General features: G+C 21.7%; 20 protein-coding genes, 3 tRNA genes and 1 rRNA gene. 9 read left to right on the top strand and 15 right to left on the bottom strand.

The window, feature by feature from the left end:
• Nucleotides 1-7 precede the first annotated feature (7 nt).
• From RJU59_RS01000 to mnmA, 3 genes are all read right to left on the bottom strand, one after another.
• On the bottom strand, nucleotides 8-637 hold the full coding sequence (locus tag RJU59_RS01000; RefSeq protein WP_343155285.1) for a transglycosylase SLT domain-containing protein: 630 nt from the start codon (nucleotides 635-637) through the stop codon (nucleotides 8-10).
• A gap of 42 nt (nucleotides 638-679) precedes the next feature.
• Complete coding sequence (gene purB / locus RJU59_RS00995; protein WP_343155284.1) at nucleotides 680-2,059, bottom strand: adenylosuccinate lyase; 1,380 nt, start codon at nucleotides 2,057-2,059, stop codon at nucleotides 680-682.
• Nucleotides 2,060-2,289: 230 nt separating this feature from the next.
• Nucleotides 2,290-3,390, bottom strand: a complete 1,101-nt coding sequence (mnmA, locus tag RJU59_RS00990; RefSeq protein ID WP_343155283.1) for a tRNA 2-thiouridine(34) synthase MnmA — start codon at nucleotides 3,388-3,390, stop codon at nucleotides 2,290-2,292.
• A 297-nt stretch (nucleotides 3,391-3,687) separates the two neighbouring features.
• Here mnmA and lepA point away from each other — a divergent pair, with 297 nt between their 5' ends.
• From lepA to acpS, 5 genes are all read left to right on the top strand, one after another.
• Nucleotides 3,688-5,478 carry a translation elongation factor 4 gene (lepA, locus tag RJU59_RS00985; protein WP_343155281.1) on the top strand — a complete coding sequence of 597 codons (1,791 nt, stop codon included), beginning with the start codon at nucleotides 3,688-3,690 and terminating at the stop codon, nucleotides 5,476-5,478.
• A 60-nt stretch (nucleotides 5,479-5,538) separates the two neighbouring features.
• Nucleotides 5,539-6,444 (top strand): signal peptidase I, encoded by a 906-nt coding sequence (gene lepB / locus RJU59_RS00980; protein ID WP_343155279.1) that lies wholly within the window; start codon nucleotides 5,539-5,541, stop codon nucleotides 6,442-6,444.
• Nucleotides 6,445-6,546: 102 nt separating this feature from the next.
• Nucleotides 6,547-7,227: a ribonuclease III gene (rnc, locus tag RJU59_RS00975; RefSeq protein WP_343155277.1), complete on the top strand. Its 681-nt coding sequence runs from the start codon at nucleotides 6,547-6,549 to the stop codon at nucleotides 7,225-7,227.
• A gap of 7 nt (nucleotides 7,228-7,234) precedes the next feature.
• Nucleotides 7,235-8,059: a GTPase Era gene (gene era, locus RJU59_RS00970; RefSeq protein WP_343155276.1), complete on the top strand. Its 825-nt coding sequence runs from the start codon at nucleotides 7,235-7,237 to the stop codon at nucleotides 8,057-8,059.
• Nucleotides 8,060-8,134: 75 nt separating this feature from the next.
• The gene (gene acpS / locus RJU59_RS00965; protein ID WP_343128774.1) at nucleotides 8,135-8,515 is read left to right on the top strand and encodes a holo-ACP synthase; all 381 of its coding nucleotides are present in this window, start codon (nucleotides 8,135-8,137) and stop codon (nucleotides 8,513-8,515) included.
• Between the two features lie 412 nt (nucleotides 8,516-8,927).
• Here the strand turns inward: acpS and smpB are convergent, their stop codons facing one another.
• From smpB to dnaQ, 5 genes are all read right to left on the bottom strand, one after another.
• A complete protein-coding gene (gene smpB, locus RJU59_RS00960) occupies nucleotides 8,928-9,416 on the bottom strand; it encodes an SsrA-binding protein SmpB (protein WP_343155275.1) in 489 nt (162 codons plus the stop codon).
• A 31-nt stretch (nucleotides 9,417-9,447) separates the two neighbouring features.
• Complete coding sequence (gene grpE, locus RJU59_RS00955) at nucleotides 9,448-9,972, bottom strand: nucleotide exchange factor GrpE (protein ID WP_343155274.1); 525 nt, start codon at nucleotides 9,970-9,972, stop codon at nucleotides 9,448-9,450.
• Between the two features lie 83 nt (nucleotides 9,973-10,055).
• Complete coding sequence (gene gpt, locus RJU59_RS00950; protein WP_343128771.1) at nucleotides 10,056-10,517, bottom strand: xanthine phosphoribosyltransferase; 462 nt, start codon at nucleotides 10,515-10,517, stop codon at nucleotides 10,056-10,058.
• Between the two features lie 212 nt (nucleotides 10,518-10,729).
• Nucleotides 10,730-10,803 (bottom strand) — tRNA-Asp (locus RJU59_RS00945).
• A gap of 52 nt (nucleotides 10,804-10,855) precedes the next feature.
• Nucleotides 10,856-11,590 carry a DNA polymerase III subunit epsilon gene (gene dnaQ, locus RJU59_RS00940; RefSeq protein WP_343155273.1) on the bottom strand — a complete coding sequence of 245 codons (735 nt, stop codon included), beginning with the start codon at nucleotides 11,588-11,590 and terminating at the stop codon, nucleotides 10,856-10,858.
• 58 nt (nucleotides 11,591-11,648) lie between these two features.
• Between dnaQ and rnhA the strand changes: the two genes are divergently transcribed.
• Together rnhA and RJU59_RS00930 are read left to right on the top strand one after the other, a co-directional pair.
• Nucleotides 11,649-12,140: a ribonuclease HI gene (rnhA, locus tag RJU59_RS00935; protein WP_343128769.1), complete on the top strand. Its 492-nt coding sequence runs from the start codon at nucleotides 11,649-11,651 to the stop codon at nucleotides 12,138-12,140.
• A gap of 85 nt (nucleotides 12,141-12,225) precedes the next feature.
• Nucleotides 12,226-12,912: an MBL fold metallo-hydrolase gene (locus RJU59_RS00930; RefSeq protein WP_343155319.1), complete on the top strand. Its 687-nt coding sequence runs from the start codon at nucleotides 12,226-12,228 to the stop codon at nucleotides 12,910-12,912.
• Between the two features lie 5 nt (nucleotides 12,913-12,917).
• Here the strand turns inward: RJU59_RS00930 and RJU59_RS00925 are convergent.
• From RJU59_RS00925 to RJU59_RS00915, 3 genes are all read right to left on the bottom strand, one after another.
• Nucleotides 12,918-12,990: transfer RNA gene (locus tag RJU59_RS00925), tRNA-Ala, on the bottom strand.
• A 33-nt stretch (nucleotides 12,991-13,023) separates the two neighbouring features.
• Nucleotides 13,024-13,098: transfer RNA gene (locus RJU59_RS00920), tRNA-Ile, on the bottom strand.
• 77 nt (nucleotides 13,099-13,175) lie between these two features.
• A 16S ribosomal RNA gene (locus RJU59_RS00915) occupies nucleotides 13,176-14,767 on the bottom strand.
• 402 nt (nucleotides 14,768-15,169) lie between these two features.
• Here RJU59_RS00915 and argS point away from each other — a divergent pair.
• A complete protein-coding gene (argS, locus tag RJU59_RS00910; protein ID WP_343155272.1) occupies nucleotides 15,170-16,903 on the top strand; it encodes an arginine--tRNA ligase in 1,734 nt (577 codons plus the stop codon).
• Nucleotides 16,904-16,959: 56 nt separating this feature from the next.
• Here argS and flhA read toward each other — a convergent pair whose 3' ends face one another.
• Both flhA and RJU59_RS00900 read right to left on the bottom strand, forming a co-directional pair.
• The gene (flhA, locus tag RJU59_RS00905; RefSeq protein WP_343155271.1) at nucleotides 16,960-19,065 is read right to left on the bottom strand and encodes a flagellar biosynthesis protein FlhA; all 2,106 of its coding nucleotides are present in this window, start codon (nucleotides 19,063-19,065) and stop codon (nucleotides 16,960-16,962) included.
• Entirely contained in the window at nucleotides 19,062-20,213 is a 1,152-nt protein-coding gene (locus RJU59_RS00900; RefSeq protein ID WP_343155270.1) for an EscU/YscU/HrcU family type III secretion system export apparatus switch protein, read from the bottom strand. The genes flhA and RJU59_RS00900 overlap by 4 nt, the downstream gene beginning before the upstream one ends.
• A 299-nt stretch (nucleotides 20,214-20,512) precedes the next feature.
• On the opposite strand from RJU59_RS00900, the gene proS reads away from it, so the two are divergent.
• On the top strand, nucleotides 20,513-21,721 hold the full coding sequence (gene proS, locus RJU59_RS00895) for a proline--tRNA ligase (protein ID WP_343155269.1): 1,209 nt from the start codon (nucleotides 20,513-20,515) through the stop codon (nucleotides 21,719-21,721).
• A 3-nt stretch (nucleotides 21,722-21,724) separates the two neighbouring features.
• Here the strand turns inward: proS and dnaE are convergent, their stop codons facing one another.
• Nucleotides 21,725-25,237 (bottom strand): DNA polymerase III subunit alpha, encoded by a 3,513-nt coding sequence (gene dnaE / locus RJU59_RS00890; protein WP_343155268.1) that lies wholly within the window; start codon nucleotides 25,235-25,237, stop codon nucleotides 21,725-21,727.
• A 132-nt stretch (nucleotides 25,238-25,369) separates the two neighbouring features.
• A complete protein-coding gene (gene fabZ / locus RJU59_RS00885) occupies nucleotides 25,370-25,825 on the bottom strand; it encodes a 3-hydroxyacyl-ACP dehydratase FabZ (protein WP_343128763.1) in 456 nt (151 codons plus the stop codon).
• Nucleotides 25,826-26,082: the final 257 nt, after the last annotated feature.

The following is a 26,082-nucleotide window of genomic DNA, read 5'->3' as shown; positions in this document are numbered from 1 at the left end:
AATATTTTTATTTAAATAAACGATATACAGTATTCACTTTTTTCAAATACTTTAATGAATGAACAGATAAATTAATTTTCTTAACATTTAATAAAAATTGAATAGGAGTTAATGAATTTATTTTTTTAATTGATTCTGATCTATTACTAGAAAAAATTTTTAGAAATGTATTAGGTCCTATATAATAGGAAATTATCGTTGCATATCGTAAATTTTCTTTATTTTTTATACCTAATAGATATTTATTTTGTATCAAATGAAGATAAGTAGTACCAATATTAATATTATTATGTGGATTTAATAACGTTGTAAAAGAAGGAATTATATTTTTTCCTAAATATCTATAAACCAACATTCCTGCACGTTTAGGTTGTATTTTCATTAAACCAATAGAATTATTTTTTCCAATAGATAACGGATTTCCTTGAGATTCAGAATAAATAATTGCACGTATTAAGTTTGCATCAATATTATATTTTTTAGATTGTGTCTCAATATAATCATCCCATACATAAACTAAATTTTTAGAAAACAAATTATGTTCTTTTATATTAGAATAATATGCATCTGATTCATGTTTCATATCGCAACAACCTGTTAAGAAACATAAAAATAATAAGATATATTTTTTTTTCATTGTACATACTTCTCTTGTTTATAATTTTTGATATGAAATAAGTTATAAATTAAAAAATTTATGAACTATAATATCTGATATACCTATATATTCCATAGGAGTCAAATTTTGTAATTTTTGTTTTTCTTCCATTGGTATATCTAAATTTAAAATAAAACTATTTATAATTTTTTTATTGAAATTACTACTATGAGATAAATATTTTAATTTTTCATATGAATTAAATATTTTATACTTTCTCATAACAGTTTGTATTGCTTCACATAACAATATCCATTTATTATTTAAATCTTTCAATACTACTTTTTTATTTAAATATAGTTTTTTTATTCCCTTTAAACAAGATTCATACGAAACTACTGAATACCCTAATGCTACACCTATATTTCTCATTGTAGTTGAATCAGTCAAATCTCTTTGCATTCTAGAAACCGGTAATTTTAATGATATATAATTCATTAATGCATTAGAAATACCTAAATTACCTTCTGAATTTTCAAAATCTATAGGATTTATTTTATGAGGCATTACAGAAGAACCAATTTCTTTATTTTTTAATTTTTGTTTAAAATAATCTAAAGATATATAACTCCATATATCTTTATTAAAATCTATTAAAATTGTATTAAATAGAGATATGCAAAAAAAATACTCTGAAATATAATCATGAGGTTCTATTTGTGTAGTTATAGGATTAAAACATATTCCAAATTTTTTTATAAATTCTTTACTAATTTCATACCAATTAATTTGAGGATATGCAATATAAAAAGAATTATAATTACCTACAGTTCCATTTAATTTTGCAAAAATTTTAATTTCTTTTAATTTTTCAATTTGTCGTTGTAAACGAAAAAAAAAATTTAAAAATTCTTTTCCAATAGTGCTAGGAGTTGCTGGTTGTCCATGTGTTCGAGACAACATTGGAATAGATTTATATCTAATCGATATTTTTTTTATCTTTAAAGAAATTTTTTCCCAATAAGGTATGATGATCTCATTTCTAGATTTTTTTAACATTAGCGCATATGCTATATTATTTATATCATCTGAAGTACATCCAAAATGTATAAATTCTATATAAGGTTTTAAAAACTTATTTTTTACAAATTTAGATTTTAAATAATATTCAACAGCTTTAATATCATGATTTGTTTTTTTCTCTAAACATTTAATTTTTTTAGCTTCATGTAAATCAAAATTTTTGTATATATTATCAATAAATATATATTCAGAATTAGAAAAAGTTGGTAATTCAGTAATTGAAGATAAAAAAGATAATTTTTTAAACCATTCTAATTCTATTTTAATTCTATTTTTTATAAGATTGTATTCGCTAAATATTTTTCTTAATTTTATAGTTTCTCTATTATAACGACCATCTAAAGGAGATATTGTTGTCAATGGGGAAAATTGTTGCATTATTTAACCTTAATTGGATAAAAATTTAATTAAAATATTTTAAATAAATTTTGTTTTTAATTTTTTAAAATTAAAAATTAATAAAAAAAAATAGATATTATTACAGTAATTTATATATTTTATAATAAATAAAAATTTTTATAACATTATATTGTGTTTTATTTTAACATAAGTATAAATAAAATTAAAAATTTTACATATAAAAAAATATTTTTGAAAAATTTATAACATTATACAAAAGGTAATTTTTTTTCAATAATACCACCTCCTAAACAAATTTTTTTTGAGTAAAATACAGCAGATTGACCCGGTGTAATTGAAGATACCAATCCTATAAATAATACTTTTGTATATAATAATTTTTTATGAAATACTATACATGGAATATCTTTTTGTAAATATCTAGTTTTAACAGTACAATAAAAATATTTTTTTAAAGATGTTTTTTCATTAATCCAATTTACTGATTGTAATAACATACCAATTGATAATAAATATATATTATTATTATCTTGTTCTACAATTAATTCATTTGTATGAATATTTTTATCAACAACATACCAAGGAGAATTTTTTAAATATTTCATTCCTCCGATATTTAATCCTTTTCTTTGTCCTAAAGTATAATTTTCTAAACCAATATGTTTTCCTAATATCTTTCCCGAAACTGAAACAATATCTCCAGGATTAGAATTGATAAATTTTCTTATAAATAAACTAAATTTTTTAGGTTCAATAAAACAAATTCCTGTTGAATCTTTTTTATCAAATACAGAAATATGATTATTTTTAGCAATTTTTCTAACCTGTAATTTTTGTAAATTTCCTATAGGAAAAATAGTTTTACTAATTTGATATTGATTTAAAGTATATAAGAAATAACTTTGATCTTTTTTTGTATCTTTTGATCTACATAAAAAAAAGTTATTTTTATATTTTTTTTTTTGAACATAATGACCTGTTGCAATAAAATCTGCATTTAAATTTTCTATAGCAAATTTTAAAAAAAGTTTAAATTTTATTTCCTTATTACACAATATATCAGGATTAGGAGTTTTTCCTTGTTTTAAATCTTTTAAAAATTTTTTAAATACCAAATCCCAATATTCTATTGAAAAGTTTACAATATGTAATGGTATATTAATAGAATTACATACAGATGTAACATCTTTTAAATCTTTTTTTGAATGGCAAAAAGAAGTTGTATCATCTTCTTCCCAATTTTTCATAAATAAACCTTCTACTTGATATTTTTTTTTTTTTAAAATCAAAGCAGATACGGAAGAATCTACTCCTCCTGACATTGCAACAATAATTTTTTTATTTACCATAATTTTTCCATTTTATATAATTTTAAAAAAATCAAAAATAATGAATATATAAAAATTATTGATTATTTATATTAAATATATATATTTTAAAAAATATTACTATAAAAACTACAGTAGCTAATTTTTTTTGTTTTTGATAAAATTTATGTAAATAAAAAACAAAAATTTAAAAAAAATATTTTAATATTATTTAAAAATATAAAAAATTTAAATATATTATACATACATACAATTTAATTTAAATAGTAATATTTATAATTATTAACAATATAAACCAATAAAAGTGTGTAAGAATAAATGATAAATTATATACGAAACTTTTCTATAATTGCACATATTGATCATGGAAAATCAACTATCTCTGATAGATTAATTCAAATATGCGGAGGATTAACAAAAAGAGAAATGTCTGATCAAGTATTAGACACTATGGATTTGGAAAAAGAGCGCGGTATTACAATTAAAGCTCAAAGCGTATCTATAATTTATAAATCTAAAAATAAAAAAAAATTTAAACTAAATTTTATTGATACTCCAGGACATGTAAATTTTTCATATGAAGTATCTAGATCCTTAAGTGCTTGCGAAGGAGCTATTTTAGTTATTGATACATCACAAGGAGTGGAAGCTCAAACTTTAGCAAATTGCTATACAGCAATTGATATGGGATTAAAAGTAATACCAGTATTAAATAAAATTGATTTACCTACTTCTAATCCTAATCAAGTAAAAAATGAAATAGAAGATATGATAGGTATTTCTGCAAAAAATGCAATTCAATGTTCCGGAAAAACTGGATTTGGTATTAATGACCTATTAGAAAGAATAATATCTGACATACCGCATCCTAAAGGAAGTATAAATAAACCTTTACAAGCACTGATAATTGATTCTTGGTTTGATAACTATCTCGGTGTTATATCTTTAGTTTGTATAAAAAACGGAACTTTAAAAAAAGGATTGAGAATAAAAATTATGAGTACTCAAAATGAGTATACTGTTGAATCAATAGGTATATTTACACCCAAAAAAATCAAAAAATCCAAATTACAATGTGGAGAAGTAGGATGGATAATCTGTGGTATTAAAAACGTTAATGCAATATTAGTAGGAGATACAATAACATCATTAAAAAATCCAGCCAAAAATTCTCTACCAGGATTTAAAAAAATAAAACCTCAAATATATGCTGGAATATTTCCTGTATCTTCTAATCAATATCACGTTTTTCAAGATGCTCTTAAGAAACTTAGCTTAAATGATTCTTCTTTATTTTATGAAGTAGAACATTCTTCAGCACTAGGATTTGGTTTTAGATGCGGATTTTTAGGTTTATTGCATATGGAAATAATTCAATCTCGATTAGAACGAGAATACAATTTAAATATAATTTCTACTACACCTTCGGTCACTTATAAAATAATCACAAATAAAAATAATATTTTATACTTAGATAATCCTTCTAAATTTCCAGAAAATAACATAATCAAAGAATTACAAGAACCTATAGCAAAATGCAATATATTATCTCCTATTAAATATGTTGGTAACATAATTATATTATGTAATAAAAAAAGAGGTATTCAAACTAATTTAGTTTATCATAATAGACAAGTTTCTATTACGTATGAAATACCTATGTCTGAAATTGTACTAAATTTTTTTGATAACCTTAAATCTGTTACCAGTGGATATGCTTCTTTAGAGTATGATTTTTATAAATTTAAAAAAACAGATTCGGTTAAACTAGATATTTTAATAAATCATGAAAGAATAGATTCTTTATCTCTTATAATACATAGATCTAATGTTAAAAATTATTCTGATAATATCATACAAAAAATGAAAAAAACAATTCCAAGACATCAATTTGATATTATTTTGCAAGCTGCAATTGGAAATAAAATTATTACTCGAGGTACTATTAAACAATTGAGAAAAAATGTTCTTGCTAAATGTTATGGAGGGGATATTTCTAGGAAAAAAAAGTTGTTACAAAAGCAAAAAAAAGGAAAAAAAAGAATGAAACAAATTGGAAATATTAATATACCTCAAGAAACATTTTTTTCTATTTTAAATATAAAATAAGTATTAAGATAAATTTTTAATTATAAATTAAAAAACATATGTTAAAATAAGGATAATATATTGGATACTAATTCAACTATTTTTTTTTTAATAATTACATGTTTTTCTTTTTTTTGTTTTATTTTCAATAAATTTTTTCTTTTTTATTTAAAAGAAAAAAATATTTCATCAGTATCATATAATTTTTTTTTTTTATGTATTTTAGATTTTATAAATTTTATTGGATCATTTTATTTTATATTACTATCCGTATTTATAATAAGATCTTTTATCTGCGAGCCTTTTCAAATTCCTTCTGAATCTATGGTTCCAACATTATGTAATGGTGATTATATATTGGTAAAAAAATATTCGTATGGTATAAAAAATCCAATTAATCAAAAAAAATGGATAAATATATCTACACCAAAAAGAGGTGATATAGTAGTTTTTAAATTTCCTAAAAATAAAAATATTTATTTTGTAAAACGTATTATTGGATTACCTGGAGATGTTATTTATTACGATAATAATAGGAAAAAAATTAGTATATTTAATAAAAAAAAAAATATTATTAATAAAATATATATAAAAAATAAAAATATTACGAATTCTAAAATTCAATATTTTCATAAAATGATGAAAAATGATATAAATGATAAAAAAATAAAAAAAAATAAAATAAGTATAATTGAAGAAACTATTAAAAATAAAAAATATAATATTATATTAAATAATAAATATATCGATCAAAAAAATTTATATTTTCATCAAAAAAACAAAAAAATAGGACTATGGATTATTCCAAAAAATAATTATTTTATGTTAGGAGATAATAGAGATAATAGTTTTGACAGTAGATATTGGGGATTTGTACCTGATAAATATTTAATAGGAAAAGTTTTTTTCATATGGATGAGTATAGATAAAACAGAAAATAATTTTTTTAAAAAAATACGATTTAATCGAATCAAAATAATTTATTAAATAATTACAATTTTTAAAAAAATATAACAAAATCATATACAAATATAATTTGTATTATAATTAAATAGCATGATAATTGCATTTTCAATGTATTAACAAAATATGGATTATGAAGATAAAAATAAATTACAAAAAATTATAGGTTATACTTTTATTAATGTCGAACTCTTATCATTAGCATTAACTCATAGAAGTGCTAGTAGTCATCATAATGAAAGACTAGAGTTTTTAGGAGATTCAATATTAAGTTTTATTATTGCTGACGCATTATATAAATATTTTCCAAAAGTTAATGAAGGAGATATGAGTAGAATGCGTGCTACTTTGGTTCGTGGAAATACTTTAGCAAATATAGCTCATGAATTTAAATTAGGAGAATATCTATATTTAGGACAAGGAGAATTAAAAAGTGGAGGAGTTCAACGAGAATCTATTCTCGCAAATACTATTGAAGCACTAATAGGAGGAATATTTTTAGATAGTAACATATATACTGTACAAAAATTAGTTTTGAAATGGTATAAAAGTAGATTAAAAAAAATTAATCCCGGAATAACACAAAAAGATCCTAAAACAAGATTACAAGAATATCTACAATCAAAACATTTATCTTTGCCATCATATTTAATTGTACAAATTTATGGAGAAGCACATAATCAAATATTTACAATTCATTGTCAAATCAATGGAATAAATGAATATTCTATTGGTATTGGAACAAGTCGTAGAAAAGCTGAACAAGATGCTGCTCAACGCGCTTTAATAAAATTAGGTTTAGAATAACAAAATTATGAAAATAAAAAAATATGCAGGAAAAATATCCATAGTAGGTAGACCAAATGTAGGTAAATCTACTCTAATGAATAAATTAATAAAAAAAAAAATATCTATTGTGACAAATAAAAAAAATACTACAACAGATCTTTTACTAGGAATTCATACGACTGTTTCACATCAATTTATATATATAGACACACCAGGAATAGAAATAAATCAAAAAAAATATTTTAAAAAAATTCAACATGCAATATTACAATCAAAATTGATAATCTTTGTAACTGATAATATATTTTGGAACAAAGATGATCAATGGATATTTCAATTAATTTATAATACAAAAATACCTTTTATTTTTGTATTAAATAAAATTGATAAATTAAAAAATAAAGAAATAATTTTATCTTATATAAAAAAAATAAAATATATAAAAAATATTATACCTATATCTACAAAAAAAAAAAAAGATATAAAAATAATTTTTAATTTTATTAAAAACATGATTCCATCATCTCAACATATTTTCGAAAAAAATATATTTACTGATAAAGATATAAAATTTTCTATATCTGAAATTATTCGAGAAAAATTCATGATACATTTAAACAAAGAGTTACCTTATACTTTTCAAGTAAAAATTGAATCATTTAATTTACACAGTAATAACGAATACTATATTAAATCTTACATTTTAGTAAAAAATGAAAGATATAAAAAAATAATGATTGGAATAAATGGTAAAAAAATAAAAAAATGCAGTATTCAATCCAGAATAGATATAAAAAAAATTTTAAAAAAAAAAATTCATTTATTTTTATGGATAAAAATAAATAAATAAATTACAAATTTATAATTATATAATTAACAATTATATTATTAAATTTAAATGATAAAATAAATAAAAAAAATAAAAATGACTATTTTCGGTATTGGATTAGATTTATTACAAATAAAAAGAATTAGAAAATTGAAAAAAAAAAATCAAATAAAATTAGCAAAAAGAATTTTATCTGTATATGAATGGAAAAAATACTTAATGAGTTCTTTTTCTATTCGTTATATATCTACAAGATTTTCAGCAAAAGAAGCTGCTTCTAAAGCTTTGGGTACAGGAATACAAAAAGGAATATATTGGAACCAATTAGAAATACGAAATAATAAAGAAGGAAAACCAAAAATTATATTTTTAAAAAATGCAAAAAAATTGTTCAATAATATGAAAATAAAAAAATCTTATTTAACTATAACTGATGAAATTAAATATATTGTTACCTTAGTTATATTAGAAAAATAAAAATACTTTTTAAAAAAAATTTTATATATAAAAAAATAATAAAATGTTTTTAAGTTTTTAATTCCAAAAAATATATATAAAAATTAATTTTATTATTTTAAATTTATTAAAAATAATATTTTATATTCTAGCACGTATAGAATTATTTTTTTTATTTAATTTTATTATTGATAAAGTATTGTAATAAAAAATTATATTATTTTTATCAATAAAATATTATTTTTATATTTAATAAAAAATTAAATTGTTTAAAAACTAAAATAGCCCTTTAGATAATTATTTATTTTTTTTTGAGCTATTTTAGATCATTTTAAAAAAAATATTGTTATATACTATATATTATATATATATAAATTATTTTTTTACCAATATATCTATATTTCAAAAAAAAAAAAAAAAAAAAAAATATTTTTTAATTTTTGAATGAATTTTTAAAAATTCTATTTTTTGTTATTATCCATTCTTTATTTTTTTCACAAATTCTTTTATCTATATTCTTTTTTCCTTTAGCAAGACCTATAATTATTTTACACCATGATTTTTTTAAAATCAAAGATAATGCAATTAAACTATATCCTTCTCTACTAATTTTACCAAGTAAATAATTTATTTCTTTTTTATGTAAAAGTAATTGTATATTTCTTTTATCTTTATACGATTCTGATGATAATGATGTATTATATAAAGGTCTAATAGAAACTCCTACAATATATGCATTTCCTTCCCGAATAAATATATAACTATTGTGAATATTTGTTCTTCGAGAACGAATAGATTTTATTTCCCAACCTTTTAAAGACAATCCACATTCATATTTTTCTTTAATAAAATAATTAAAATAAGAATTTTTATTTTTACAAATTGTTAAATAATATTTTTTTTTTTTACTATTTTTTTTCATTATTTTTTTTAAAAAATTATATTTTTAAAAATCAATTTTTATTTTTTCCAGATGAAACTGTTACTAAAGCAGCTCTTAATAATCTATTATGTAAAATATATCCTTTTTGCATAACAGAAATAATATTATTTTTTTCAATTGTTTCAGATGGAATCATAACTACAGCCTGATGAATATCAGGATTAAATAATTTTTTTTCATCAAAAATTACACGAATATGAAATTCTTTGAATAAATTTAATAATAAATTTAAAATTAATTTTAAACTAATAGGAATTTCTTGAATCAAAGAATCCATATTTTTTACAGTATCAATAGCTCTTTCCAAACTATCTATAATTGGTAAAAAATTAGAAATTTCGGTTTCTAAAGAAAATTTATGTGCATTTTGAATATCTTTTTCAGATCTAAAAAATAATTTTTCTATTTTTTTTTCTTCTATTTTTTTTAATTCTACAATATTTTTTTTTAAAATTTTTATTTTTTTTTCAATTTTATAAAATTTACTATTTTTTTTTGTTTCATGTAATTCATTATTTTTTTTTTCATATTTCATAATAAAATTCCAAAAATTTGAATAATATTTTTTAAAAATTTTAAAAAATACTGATAATAAAATTATTCAACACTATATAAAATTTAAGAAAGTTTAAATACAGGAGTACTATAAGAAATTTTCATATCCCAAGGTTGCTCAATCCATATATCTTGTGACACATCTATAATATATTTATCAACCAATAATTTTCCTTTTGGTTTCGCAAAAATAGTTACAAAAAAAGATTTAGGATATAAACTTTTAATTATTTTTGCTGTATGACCTGTATCTATTAAATCATCTACGATAAGAGTATTATTACCATAATCTTTAGATTTTTTTAATATTTTCATTTTTTTTCTACAATCATGATCATAACTAGAAATACAAATAGTATCTACAAATCGAATTTCTAATTCTCTAGCTAATATTGCAGCTGGTACTAACCCTCCTCTACTAATTGCAATTATAAATTTCCATTTTTTAACATGAATTAGTTGTTTAGCTAGCTTTACCGAATAAATTTGTAGCATATCCCAAGTAATAATGTATTTCTTAATCATAAAAATTCACAATATAAAAATTAATTAAAAAAAATTTATTTCATATATTTTATTAAAAATATACTTTTTTGATAAAAAACTTTTTTAAAGTCTATAAAATTATTTATATAATATAAAATAAGAAAATTTTTATATTAAATTTATAATTATTTTTTTGGTTTAATATTAAAGAAGTGTTTTATTTATTTTATCATATTTTACTATTTTAATTACGGTGCGGACGGGACTTGAACCCGTGACCTCCGGCGTGACAGGCCGATATTCTAACCAACTGAACTACCGCACCAAATATAAACTATTATTAATAGTATATTTTTTTTAACAAGCAGTCAATAAATTTATATTTTTTTTTCTAAATACATTTTTTTATTATTCTTTTTTATTATTTTTAAATATTCTTGATGTTGCAAAACATCTTTTTTATTTGCTTTTTTAACAATTGTATTGTATATATAATTTGATTTTTTATGTAAATTATTTTTTTTGTTAATATTTTTCTGATCTTTAACATTAAAATTAATTGATTTTTGTTTACCAGTCATTCTTAAATATATTTTTTTTAAAATTTCAGCATCTAAAATAGCACTGTGTAAAATTCTTTCTTTAATAGATATATTTAATCTAGAGCATAAAGCATTTAAATTATTTTTTTTTCCAGGAAAAAGTTTTCGTGCTATACTAAGAGTATCAGTAATTTTACAAATATCTTTTATGGGTGGAAAATTATTTCTAAGCATACTAAATTCATAATCTAAAAACGATATATCAAAAGATGCATTATGAATTATCAAATTAGCATCTTTTATATAATTAAAAAAATAAATTGCAATATCTTTAAATCTTTTTTTATCTTTTAAAAAATTATCAGAAATACCGTGTACGTGAAAAGCTTGCTTATCAATTTTTCTATCAGGATTAAGATATTTATGAAAAAATTTACCAGTTGATTTTCTATTAATTAATTCTATAGCTCCTATTTCAATAATTTTATGATTTTTATATATTATTCCTGAAGAATTCATTCCTGTAGTTTCAGTATCAAGAACTATAGATCTATTTATTGCATTATTCATTTTTATCCTAAAAATTTTTTAAATAATTTTACTATTCAAAATAACAATAATATAAAATATGTCAATTAAAAAAGTAAAAATTTTCACAGATGGTTCATGCCTAGGAAATCCAGGTCCGGGAGGGTATTGTGCTTTAATACAATATAAAAAAATTGAAAAAAAAATTTGTTCCGGTTTTTATTTAACAACTAATAATAGAATGGAATTATTAGCTGCAATTATAGGATTGGAAACTTTAACAGAATTCTGTGATGTTACATTGGTAACAGACAGTAAATATGTAAAGTTAGGAATTACTATTTGGATAAAAAAATGGAAGTTAAATTCATGGAATAATTCTAAAAATAAAAAAATAAAAAATATTGATTTATGGAAAAGATTAGAAAAAATTTTACAACTACATAAAATAAAATGGAAGTGGATAAAAGGACATTCTAATATTAAAGAAAATGAATATTGCGATAAATTAGCAAAAAAACATGCAATGAATCCTAAATCTATTGATATTGGATACTTTAAAAACAATAAAATAATTATACAAAATTTTTAATAAGGCGGAAAATGATTCTAAAACAAATATTAATTTTAAAAGATAATTATTGTTGGATACTATACAATAAAAAAAAAATTGCTTTATTGTAGATCCTGGTTCATATAAAGAAGTTATTAAAGAAATAAAAAAAAATTTTTTAATACCTAAAGCTATTTTATTAACTCATTCTCATATAGATCATATTAATGGAGCTAGTAAAATAAAAAATATTTATCCTAATATAAAAATATTTAGTTCAGAAAAAATCAATTCATTAAAAATACATCAAATAAAAGAAAAAACAAATAAAATATTTGTTATAAATAAAAAAATTAAAATTTTGCATACACCTGGACATACTTTAAAACACATTTCGTATTATATAAAACCTTATTTGTTTTGTGGAGATACAGTATTTTCTGGAGGATGTGGAAAATTATATAATGAAGAATATTTTTTAATGTATAATTCTATACAAAAAATATGTTTGTTGCCTAATAATACTTTAATTTGTTCAGGTCATGAATATACTATTTCAAATTTAAATTTTTCGAAAAAATTTTTAAAAAATATTTTTTTTAAAAATTATTTTATTTTTGTAAAAAAATACTTAACAAAAAAAAAAATTCTTCCTCCGACAAGACTAAAAATAGAAAAAAAAATAAATATTTTTTTATTGTGTAATAACGTTAAATTTCAAAAAAAAATATTTTTTAAAAATGAATTTTTTTATCCGTGGGATTTATTTTATTATATAAGGAATTTAAAAAATAATACAAAATTAATATAAATTTTTGGAGCTAAGCGGGATCGAACCGCTGACCTCCTGCGTGCAAAGCAGGCGCTCTCCCGACTGAGCTATAGCCCCTTATACTTTTTTGATCAGAGTAAATTTTATTATTAGGCCTGAGTGGACTTGAACCACCGACCTCACCCTTATCAGGGGTGTGCTCTAACCAAACTGAGCTACAAGCCTATTGAAAGGTATTCAATCAGAAAATTTATGTGGGCACACTTTACTTATTTTATTTTTTAAATAAAGTGCTTAAAATTTAAGGAGGTGATCCAACCGCAGGTTCCCCTACGGTTACCTTGTTACGACTTCACCCCAGTCATGAATCACAAAGTGATAAACGCTCTCTTGTAAATTAATACAAGTTAAGCAATCTGCTTCTTTTGCAACCCACTCCCATGGTGTGACGGGCGGTGTGTACAAGGCCCGGGAACGTATTCACCGTGGCATTCTGATCCACGATTACTAGCGATTCCGACTTCGTGGAGTCGAGTTGCAGACTCCAGTCCGGACTACGATACACTTTATGAGGTTAGCATGTCTTTGCAGATTAGCATCTCTTTGTATATACCATTGTAGCACGTGTGTAGCCCTGGTCGTAAGGGCCATGATGACTTGACGTCGTCCCCACCTTCCTCCGGTTTATAACCGGCGGTCTCCCCTGAGTTCCCGGCCGAACCGTTGGCAACAGAGGATAGGGGTTGCGCTCGTTGCGGGACTTAACCCAACATTTCACAACACGAGCTGACGACAGCCATGCAGCACCTGTCTCATAATTCCCGAAGGCACTACTATATTTCTAAAGTATTTTATGGATGTCAAGACCAGGTAAGGTTTTTCGCGTTGCATCGAATTAAACCACATGCTCCACCGCTTGTGCGGGCCCCCGTCAATTCATTTGAGTTTTAACCTTGCGGTCGTACTCCCCAGGCGGTCGACTTAATGCGTTAGCTTCGGAAGCCACTTCTCTTGGAAACAACCTCCAAGTCGACATCGTTTACAGCATGGACTACCAGGGTATCTAATCCTGTTTGCTCCCCATGCTTTCGCACCTCAGTGTCAGTATTTGTTTAGGAGGTCGCTTTCGCCACAGGTATTCCTCCAGATATCTACGCATTTCACCGCTACACCTAGAATTCTACCTCCCTCTACAATACTCTAGTTTATTAGTTTCAAATGCCATTCCTAAGTTAAGCTTAGGGATTTCACATCTGACTTAATAAGCCACCTACGCGCTCTTTACGCCCAGTAATTCTGATTAACGCTAGCACCCTCCGTATTACCGCGGCTGCTGGCACGGAGTTAGCCGGTGCTTCTTTTTCAGGTAACGTCATAGAAGTAAATGTATTACTTTTACTTCCTTTCTTTCCTGCTGAAAGTACTTTACAACCCTAAGGCCTTCTTCATACACGCGGCATAGCTGCATCAGGCTTTCGCCCATTGTGCAATATTCCCCACTGCTGCCTCCCGTAGGAGTCTGGACCGTGTCTCAGTTCCAGTGTGGCTGTTTGTCCTCTCAGACCAGCTAAAGATCGTTGCCATGGTAAGCCTTTACCTTACCATCAAGCTAATCTTGTCTGGGTTCATCCAAAAACGTAAGGTTACTTTTACATAATCCCCTACTTTGGTTAATATTTATAATATTTAAAAAATATTATAAAAAAAACATTATGCGGTATTAGCTATCGTTTCCAATAGTTATCCCCCTTTTTTGGGCAGATCCCCAGATTATACTCACCCGTTTGCCGCTCGCCGACAAAGAAAGCAAGCTTTCTTTTCGCTGCCGCTCGACTTGCATGTGTTAGGCTTGCCGCCAGCGTTCAATCTGAGCCATGATCAAACTCTTCAGTTGAAAACTTTTTTAAATATAAAAATAAATTTTATATTAAACTCGTATTTTTAACTTTAATTAAAAATTTAAGTTAAAGTGTACCCACAAAAATTTTCTAATTTTTTTTTAAAGAACAATATTACTTAACTAAATACACATTACATTGATTTTTTATGTTTGTCAATCTTTTTATTTATTTTGAAAAATATTTTTTAAAATAAAAACAATATGAAATTTATTTATATTAAAATTATTTATTTTATATATATTAACAGTATAATATAATTGTTATTAACAATTAATCATATTTTAAAAAAAAAATCAATTAATTTTATTCAACAAAAATTTTTAATTTAAAATATTACTTTTAAAAAAATAAATTTCATAAATAACAGGAAAATTTTTTAAAAATTAAACATTATTATGAATATAAAAAAAATATTATATAAAACTATAATACAATCATTTGAAAAAATAGGAATTAATAAAAAATATGATCCTATCATATCCAGAACTAATACAGAATACAGAGGACAATATCAAGCTAATGGAATAATAAAAATTTCTAAAATAGAAAAAAAAGATCCAAAAAAATTATCTAATAAAATAATTAATTTAATTAAATCAAAAAAAATATTCAAAAAAGTATTTTATACCAAACCTGGTTTTATAAACTTTATTATTAATCCAGAATGGATATCTGAAAAACTGAATATAATTTTAAAAAAAAATAATTTACACATAAAAAAAAAAAAAAAAGAAACTATAGTAATCGATTACTCTTCTCCTAATATCGCAAAAGAAATGCATATAGGACATTTAAGATCAACAGTACTAGGAGATTCTTTTGCTAAACTTGCTTCATTTTTAGGTCATAAAGTTATTAAAGTTAATCACATAGGAGATTGGGGTACTAATTTTGGTATAATTCTTGCATTTTATAAAGAAAAAAAAATCAATTTAAGTAATCTTACAAAAAATTTAAAAAATATAGAAAAACATTATATAATTGCTAAAAAAAAATTTGATAATGATAAAAAATTTGCTAATTTATCTCAAAAATACAATTTAAAATTAAATAAAAATAATATTAATTGTAAAAAAATTTGGAAAAAAATAGTTAGTTATTCAATCAAAAAAAATAATGTTATATATAAAAAATTAAATATTTCTTTGAAAAACAAACATATTAAAGGAGAAAGTGCATATCATCATATGTTACCAGAAATTATTGAAGATTTATTAAAAAAAAAAATAGCTAAAAAAATAGATGGTTCTGTAGTAGTTATTTTAAAAAAATTTAAAAATAGAATAGGCAAACCTATGGGTATAATTATTCAAAAAAAAGATTCTAGTTTTTTATACTCAACTATAGATATTGCATGTTTAAAATATCGATGTAGTATATTAAATGCAAATAGAATAATATATTATACAGATAGCAGACAATCACAATATTTACAACAAATAATATTAATAGCAAAAATGGCTGGTTATATACCTAATAATACTATTATAGAACATCATACATTTGGAATGGTTTTATCAAAAAATAATAAACCATTTAAAACTAGAGACGGTAACAATATTAAATTAATACATTTAATCAAAGAAGCAGAAAAAAGAGCTTATTCTATTACAAAAACAAAAAATTCAAATTTAAAACCAAAAGAAATTATCTCTATATCTAAAAAAATAGGAATTGGATCTATAAAATATTCCGATTTATCAAAAAATAGAATTACAAATTATATTTTTGATTGGAAAACTATGCTTACATTTGAAGGAAATACAGCTCCATACATGCAATATACTTTTACAAGAATTACATCTATATTTAATAAAATATCTTACGATATAAAAAAAATAAAATATCCTATTATTCTTTTAGAAAAATATGAAACTGAATTATCTCTCAAAATTTTACAATTTGAAGAAATTATTGATGAATCTTTTAAAAAAGGTTATATGCATTTACTGTGCTTATATTTATATAATCTTTCAGTACATTTTTCTATATTTTATGAACAGTGTCCTATTTTAAAAAATTCAAATAAAAAAATTAAATATAGTAGAATTAAATTATGTTTTTTAACATCAACAATATTAAAAATAGGATTAAAAATATTAGGAATTCCTACTATAAATTTTATGTAAATATCACTATAAAATATTAAAATATAAATGTCTTATGTGATATTTAAAATACGTTGTTATTCCATATTCCCTATAATATTTTTTATAAAAATTTTTCTAGAATCACGAATTTCAACATCAGATAATACAATTATATTAGAAAATTTTGGTTTCAATATTCTAACTAAAAATTCTCTTAAAACATGAGGCACAAGTAAAACAATTGGATCTCCTAATTTATCTTGAGCAATAATTGCTTTTTTTACCTGATTAAAAAAATTGTGTAAAAATTCTGGTTCCAGAGAATCTGTTTGATTAATAGATTTTTCTTTATTTTTAATAGAATTCGATAATATATTTTCTATATCAGAATTAATTCCAATCACATTAATGGATTTTTTTCCTTGAAATATATTTTGTACTATCGATTTTCCTAATGTAATTCGAATCATACTAGTTAATTCATTTATATCTTTTATTCCAGGAGCATATTCAATTAGTGTTTCTATAATAGTACGTATATCTTTTATAGATACATTTTCTAATAATAAATTTTTTAATATTTTATGAAAAGTAGTTAATGTCATAATACTTGGTATTAAATCGTCAGAAAAATTAGGTAATTCTTGATTTACACGATCCAATAATTTATTTACTTCATAACGACCAAATAATTCATGTAAATAATTTTGAATTACAAAATTTAAATGAGTTGCTATTACTACAGAAGGAGTAATAATAATATATCTTAATTCTTCTGCACGTTTTTGAAAATTTTTATTTATCCAAATTGCTTGCATACCAAATGTTGGTTCTTTTACTCTTTTACCTTCTAATGTATCAGTAACATGTCCAGAATCAAGAGCCATAACTTTATCTAAAAATATTTCCCCTTCAGATATTGAGATTCCTTTAATGCAAATACGATATACATTTTTTGATAATTTAAAATTGTTTGAAAGAACAATAGCAGGAGGTAAGAAACCAAAATCATCAGCACATTTTTTTCTTACATTTTTTATTCTATTTAATAAATCAAGAGAATCAATTTTTTTTTCAAGAATGGGAGTTAAATTTTTTCCAAATTCAATTCTAATTGTATCTTCTATCTGTACATCTTTCCATGATAAATCTAAATATTCTTTATTTTTTTTATATTCATCATATACTTTATCATCATGTAAAAAAATATTTTTATTATATATAAACCATGATAAAAAAAATAAACTCAACGAAAACAATAAAAATATTAAATTTGGCATTCCAGGAACAATTCCTAATATAAATAAAAGACAACCGCTTAAAACAATTACAACAGGTTTAAAAAATAGTTGTTTAATCATTTGATCTCCAACATTTTCATCACCTTTAACTCTAGTCACAATAACTCCTACAGCTGTTGATATAATTAATGCTGGAATTTGAGCTACTAAACCATCTCCTATAGTTAAAATAGTATAAGATTCTAATGCTTTATTTATTATTAAATTATGTTGCAATATTCCAATAAATAAACCACCAATAACATTAACAAACATAATTAAAATTCCAGCAATTGCATCTCCTCTTACAAACTTGCTTGCTCCATCCATTGAACCATAAAATTCAGCTTCTCTTGTAATTTCCATACGTCTTTTTTTTGCTTCTGTTTCTCCAATTAATCCAGCATTAAGATCCGCATCGATAGCCATTTGTTTTCCTGGCATTCCATCTAAAGCAAATCTAGCTCCTACTTCTGCAATTCTACCCGCTCCCTTTGTAATTACTATAAAATTAATAATTATTAATATAATAAATACTACTATTCCAATAAAAAAATTACCTCCGACTAAAAAATTACCGAACGATTCTATTACATGCCCTGCAGATGCTATACCAGTATGACCATGTAAAAGAATAATACGTGTAGAAGCAATATTTAATGATAATCTCAACAGTGTAGAAAAAAGTAATATTGTCGGAAATGAAGAAAAATCTAAAGTATATTTATTAAATAATGATACAAGTAGAATTAATAATGAAAGAGATATATTAAATGTAAAAAATAAATCTAATAAAAAGGTAGGAAGAGGTAAAATCATCATTGATAAAATAATAATTAATAACAATGGAACAACTAATACTTGTGATCTAAAATTTTTTAATAAATTAATTTTTTTAAAAAAATAAAAAAAATTATTCATAATTTTCTTTTTCCTTTTTCTATATTTGATTTTAATACTTCTGATAAATCTTTTGGTATAATAGGTTTTTTACCTCCTTCTTTTTTCCATTTATTAAAGTTCCAAGACCAAGTAATTATTTCAGCTATTATTGAATAAAAATCAGGTGATATAAATTGATTTAATGCAAAATTATAATATAATGAACGCGCTAAAATTGGAGCATATAATATAGGAATATTATTTTTCTTAGCAATTTTAATAATATATAGTGCAGAAACACCTATTCCTTTTGCTGTAATTTTTGGAGATTTCATTTTTTTTGCAATGTATTGTATAGAAATTGCATAATGAGTAGGATTAGTAACTACTACATCTGATTTATTTATTATATCTATTGTATTTCTTTTTCTAGATAATAATTTCATATTATGTAATATTCTACTTTTTGTATTAGGATTTCCTTCTATTTCTTTTAATTCTTCTTTAATTTCTTGTTGTGTCATTTTTAGTTTTTTGAAAAAAGAAATTTTTTTCCATATAAAATCTAACATTACTACGGGGATATAAGATAATATTGCAATATAAATAAAATTCACTAATATATTAAAACCATGAAAAAAAACATTATTTTCTCGTTCGATTGATAAAAAAAATAATTCATGTTTTTTAGAAACAAAATAATATATAAAAATCCCTAAAATTAAATATGATTTAAGAATAATCTTTAGTAGTTCAAAAATAGATTCAAAAGAAAACATTTTTTTTATACCATTTATAAAATTTAATTTTTTTAAACTAAAATTAAAAAAACGAAAATGTATTTTTCCCCCTCCAAATAATAATGGAAAAGTATAAGAAATGAACAATATTTCTAAAAATAAAATAATAAAAATTAAACAAATTTTTTTAATATCAAATATTATTTTTTTCAAAAAAAACGTATTACTAAATATAATCGAATAATTTATTTGTAAACTATTTTTTAATAATTCTAATAAAGAAAAAAACATTGTTTTTCGAAAAATAAAAAATGTAAAACATGAAAAAAATAATAAAAAAAAATAATTTACTTCTGGAGAATAATAATTATTTCCTTTTTTTTTAAACTTTTTAATGCGATGGGAAGTAGGTTCTTCTGTTTTATCTTCATCAGATCCAATAGGCATAAAACACCTCATAAAAATATTTGTTATTATAAAAAAAATAATTTGTTATTATAAAAAAAATATTTGTTATTATAAAAAAAATAATTTGTTATTATAAAAAAAATAATTTGTTATTATAAAAAAAATAATTTGTTATTATAAAAAAAATAATTTGTTTTTTATATAAAAATTAATTTTTAAGTAATAAAAAAATTGTCAATACAATTTTTCTTAATTAATATACATGAATATTTCATTTTCTGATATTTATAAAATAATACAAATATCTTACATTTATAATCTATTTTTTTAAGGAAAATATGCGTACTAGTAAATATTTACTATCTACATTGAAAAATGTATCTAACAAGCCTGAATTAATAAGTCATTATTTAATGCTAAAATCAGGTTTAATCAGGCAAGTATCTTCAGGAATATACACATGGTTACCTACAGGTGTAATTATTTTAAAAAAAATTAAAAAAATAATTAGAGAAGAAATGGATCGAATATCAGCAATAGAAGTAATTTTACCTATTTTACAAACAGGTCATTTATGGAAAAAAAGCAAAAGAATTAATGATTATGGAAAAGAACTATTTACTTTATATGATCGAAATAAAAACTTGTTCATATTAGGCCCTACTCATGAAGAAATAATAACAGATTTAATAAAAAACGAAATAAAATCCTATAAAGAATTACCTTTAATATTTTATCAAATTCAAACAAAATTTAGAGATGAAATTAGACCACAATTTGGAACTATAAGAACTAGAGAATTTATTATGAAAGATGCCTATTCTTTTCATATGGATAAAAAATCTTTAGTATTAACATATGAAAAAATAAAAAAAGCATATAAAAAAATTTTTTTTAGAATGTCTTTAAAATTTAAAATTGAACAAGCAAATTCTGGAATTATTGGTGGAAATATTTCTCATGAATTTATTGTTACTACAAAAAATAAAAATTATAATATAAATTTACAAAAAAAAATATATAAGAATAACATTCATAACATTGAAATTGCTCATATTTTTCAAATCGGAAAAAAATATTCTAAATCTATGAATGCTAATATTTATACAAATGATAAAATGAAAAAATTTTTGAATATGGGATGTTACGGAATAGGTGTAACTAGAATTATTTCTGCTATAATAGAACAAAATCATGATGAAAAAGGTATTATATGGCCTATTGAATTAGCTCCTTTTATTGTTTCGATCATACCAATACAATTATATAATTCCATTATAGTACAAAAAATTTCAAAAAAAATATATTTATCATTAAAAAAAGAAAAAATACCTACATTATTTAATGATAGAAATGAAAGAATTGGAGTAATTTTTTCTAATATGGATCTAATCGGTATACCTTATAATATAATTATTAGTGAAAAAAACACTAAAAATGAAATATTAGAAATACAAAATCGATATACACAACAAAAACATGAAATACATATTAAAGATGTAGTAAGTTACTTTAAAAAAATAATTCAAAAAAGTAATGTTATATAACAACTAATGATAAAAAAATATTTTAGATACAGTATTTTTTATTCTTTTTAATTTTACTGATCCTATTCCGAATAAATATTTTAAATTATTTATTAATTTATTATTTGGAAAAATTTTCCATTTTTTAACATATTTTAATTGCACAAATTCATTGTTTTTATAAAAATAAATATTTAAAGGAATTGTTCTATTATTTTTTGTTAATGTAATTTTTTTAATTTTTACAAACAATTTATCAATATTTTTTGTTATTTTTGTAAAAACAATAATTTCACTTAAACTATTCAGTCTTGCATAATCTATATCAATAATATCTATCGCTATTATTTTTTTTTTTTTAATAAAATTATCAAAAATAACTTTACCTTGAATAATGACAATATTATTTTTTTTGATAAAATATTTTTTTCTTTCTAATAAATTTTCAAAAATTAAGACATCTAATTTACAATAACTATCATCAATAGATATCAAAACCATTTGAGTATTTTTTTTAGTTAATATTCTTTTTATATAAGAAATAACTCCAAAAACACAAACAACACTGTTATTTTTTTGTAATTTTATATTTTTTAATTTTATTGCATTAACATATTTATTCAATTCAAATAAATATTCACGAATAGGATATCCTGTAATACATAAACCTAAAACTGAATACTCATAATCTAATTTCATACTTTTAGTCCAAACTAAAACATTTAAATTTTTATTTTTAACAATGTTTTTAAAATCCTGAATAGAAGGGTTAAATATATCTTTTTGTTTATATAAAATAATTTTTTTATATTGTTTGGCAGAATTAAAAGTATGTAATAATGAATTAATTAAAAAAGATCTCTTCAACTTAAAACAATCTAATGAACCGGATTTAATTAATTTTTTTATAATAATAACAGTAATTTTTTTACTGTTCGTTTTTACACAAAAATCAAATAAATCTAAATATCCTATTTTTATTGTTCTATGTTTAACTATACTATTAATAGAATTTATTCCAATTCCTTTTATTGCTCCCATTCCGTATATTATTTCTTTTTTTTCATTTACATAAAAATGATTAAATCCATGATTAATACAAGGAGGTAATATTTTTATATTTAATTTTTTACATTCTAAAATTAAATTTGATAATTTATCAGAATTATCTATTTCAGAAGTCATTACAGAAGCCATAAATTCAGCAGGATAATGAGATTTTAACCATAGTGTTTGATATGATATTAACGCATATGCTGCAGAATGAGATTTATTAAATCCATATCCAGAAAATTTTTCTAATAAACTAAATATTTTTTTTGATAAAACTACATCAATACCATTTTTTTTAGCTCCTGATTGAAAAATTGAATATTGATTTCTCATTTCTAAAGGATCTTTTTTTCCCATAACACGTCTTAATATATCAGCATCACTTAATGAATATCCTGATAAAACTTGTGCAATTTGCATGACTTGTTCTTGATACAATATAATACCATAGGTAGATTTTAATATAGGTTTTAATAGAATATGTTGCCATTTCTTATCTGGATAAAAAATAGATTCTTTTCCATGCTTTCGAGCAATAAAATTATCTACCATTCCTGATTGTAACGGACCAGGTCGAAATAATGCTACTAACGAAATTATATCTTCGAAACAATCTGGTTTAAGTCTTTTTATCAATTTTTTCATTCCTAAAGACTCTAATTGAAATATTGCAGTAGTATTTGCATTATTTAGCATATCAAAAACTTTTTTATCTTCTAAGGAAATTTTCTTTATATCAACTTTTTTGTTATGTAATTTAGAATTTATTATTCGAACACATGATTCAATTATTGTTAAAGTTTTTAATCCTAAAAAATCAAATTTTACTAAACCAATTTTTTCAATATCATCTTTATCAAATTGTGTTAATACATTTTCTCCATTTTCATCAAAATATAAAGGTACAAAATTAATAATTTTTGAAGGTGCAATAATCACGCCTCCAGCATGTTTTCCAATATTTCTAGTAACACCTTCTAATTTTTTTGCAATGTTTACTATACTTTTGACATCAGTATTATTCGAATATAATTCAATTAATTCTTGATTAGTAGAAAACGCTTTATTTAATGTTATTCCAGGATCTAATGGTATTAATTTAGATAATTTATTAATAAATCCATACGGATACCCTAAAACACGACCTACATCTCGAATAACAGATTTTGCAGTCATTGTCCCAAAAGTAATTATTTGTGCAACTGAATCTGAACCATATTTTTTAGACACATGTTCAATTACTAAATCTCTTTTTTCCATGCAAAAATCAATATCAAAATCAGGCATAGAAACACGGTCTAAATTTAAAAATCTTTCAAATAATAAATCAAATTTTAAAGGATCCAGTTCAGTTATTTTTAATGCATAAGCAACTAAAGATCCCGCTCCAGATCCTCTTCCCGGACCTACAGGAATATTATTTTTTTTTGCCCATTGTATAAATTCCATAACAATTAAAAAATAACTAGGAAAACCCATTTTATTAATTATATCCAATTCTAAATTCAATCTTGCAATATATTTTTTTTTAGTTTTAAAAACATTTTTTTGATTTTTAAAAATATAATTTTTAAATCTATATTCCAAACCTTGAAATGATTCTTCTATTAATTTTTTTTTAACATCAAATTTTTTATCAAAAAAAGTTGGTAAAAAATATTTATTTAAATTAAAAATAAAATTACAACGCATAGAAATTTCAACAGTATTTACAATAGATTCAGGTATATCATAAAATAAATTAATCATTTCTTCTTGTGATTTTAAAAATTGTTCTTTACTATAATTTTTTTTTTTATTTATATCTGAAATCATAATACCTTGATTAATTCCCATACGAATATTATGTACTGAAAAATCTTCTTTATTTAAAAAACAAACAGAATTTGTAGCAACAACAGGTACTTGTTTTTTATTTGCGCAATATAAAACTTTAGAAATATATTCTTCTTCATTAACTCTATTAGTACGAGTTAATTCTAAATAATGTGATTCTGGAAAATAATTAGAATAAAAATTAAACATAGAATTTAAAAATTTATTATTATTTTTTAATAAACATATTCCAATATCTCCAAAACAACCTCCTGATAAAATTATTAATCCTTGATTATATTTTTTTAATAATTCTTGTTTTAATATTGCTTGAGAATAATTTTTTTTTTCTTTATGTGAATATGTAGTTAATATAGAAAGATTTCTATATCCTATTTTATTATAAGCTAACAATGTAATTCTACTTATCATATTAGGAATAAAAATAGATCTCATATTAAAATCAATTCCTATAATTGGTTTAATACCGTATTCATGTGCTTTTAAGTAAAACTTTAATGCACCAAACAAATTAGAAAAATCTGTAATACCTATTGAAGACATTCCTAAACTATTTGCTTTATGTACTATTTTTTCAGGACTAGCTATTCCATCAATAATAGAATAATCACTATGCGTATTTAAATGAACAAAATTAGAAGAATTCATACTAATGAACCTACATTGAAAAAAAAAAAAATAGAAAAAAATATTTTTTCATAAAAAATGATTGATTTAATTCCTATTTTTTATAATTTTATATAACTATATATGCTTATATGAATAATATTTTTAAAAAAATTATATTTTTGTTTGAATACAAGAAATGGTGGCAATAACAACAGTTTTACTTAATACTCTTGCAATACAATTAAATTGAGTTAGTTTTTTAAACGTTTTTTGTAAAAAAATATCAATAATTATTTGATCACCTGGATATACAGGAAATTTAAAAGATGCATTGTTTATTTTTATTAAAGGAAAAAATTTTTTTTTTACCCAATATGGATTATTTTTATACAATAGTAAAGTTGATGATTGAGCCATAGATTCAATTATTAAAACACCAGGAAAAATAGGATAAGAGGGAAAATGACCTTCAAAAAAAAAATCATTTAAAGTAATATTTTTTATAGTTTTAATAAAATTATTATTTTTATACTCTATAATTTTATCTACTAATAAAAATGGATATTTATGAGGAAGTAAATTTAATACTTCATTTTTTTTTAATATTTTTTTTTCATTTATTAACATTTTTATTTATTATTTTAGTTAAATACAGTAAAAATATAATTTTAAATAATAATTTGAATTTTTTATTAAAGAAATTTAATTTTTATAATTTTTTTAAATTATTTATATTCAAAATATTAATTAATATAATTCATATATTTATTGTAATGTAAAAAATTAAAAATTAATATGAATAATAATAAAATATTTTTACAAAATATTTATAAAATTAATATATTTTATTTTAAATAAGTTATAAAACGCCGTTTTTTTATAAA

Source organism: Buchnera aphidicola (Kurisakia onigurumii) (genome assembly GCF_039394605.1).
In the GTDB taxonomy this organism is placed as follows: domain Bacteria; phylum Pseudomonadota; class Gammaproteobacteria; order Enterobacterales; family Enterobacteriaceae; genus Buchnera_I; species Buchnera_I aphidicola_B.
The sequence above is the reverse complement of the archived record's forward strand: the minus strand, read 5'-3'. Positions and strand labels throughout refer to the sequence as shown.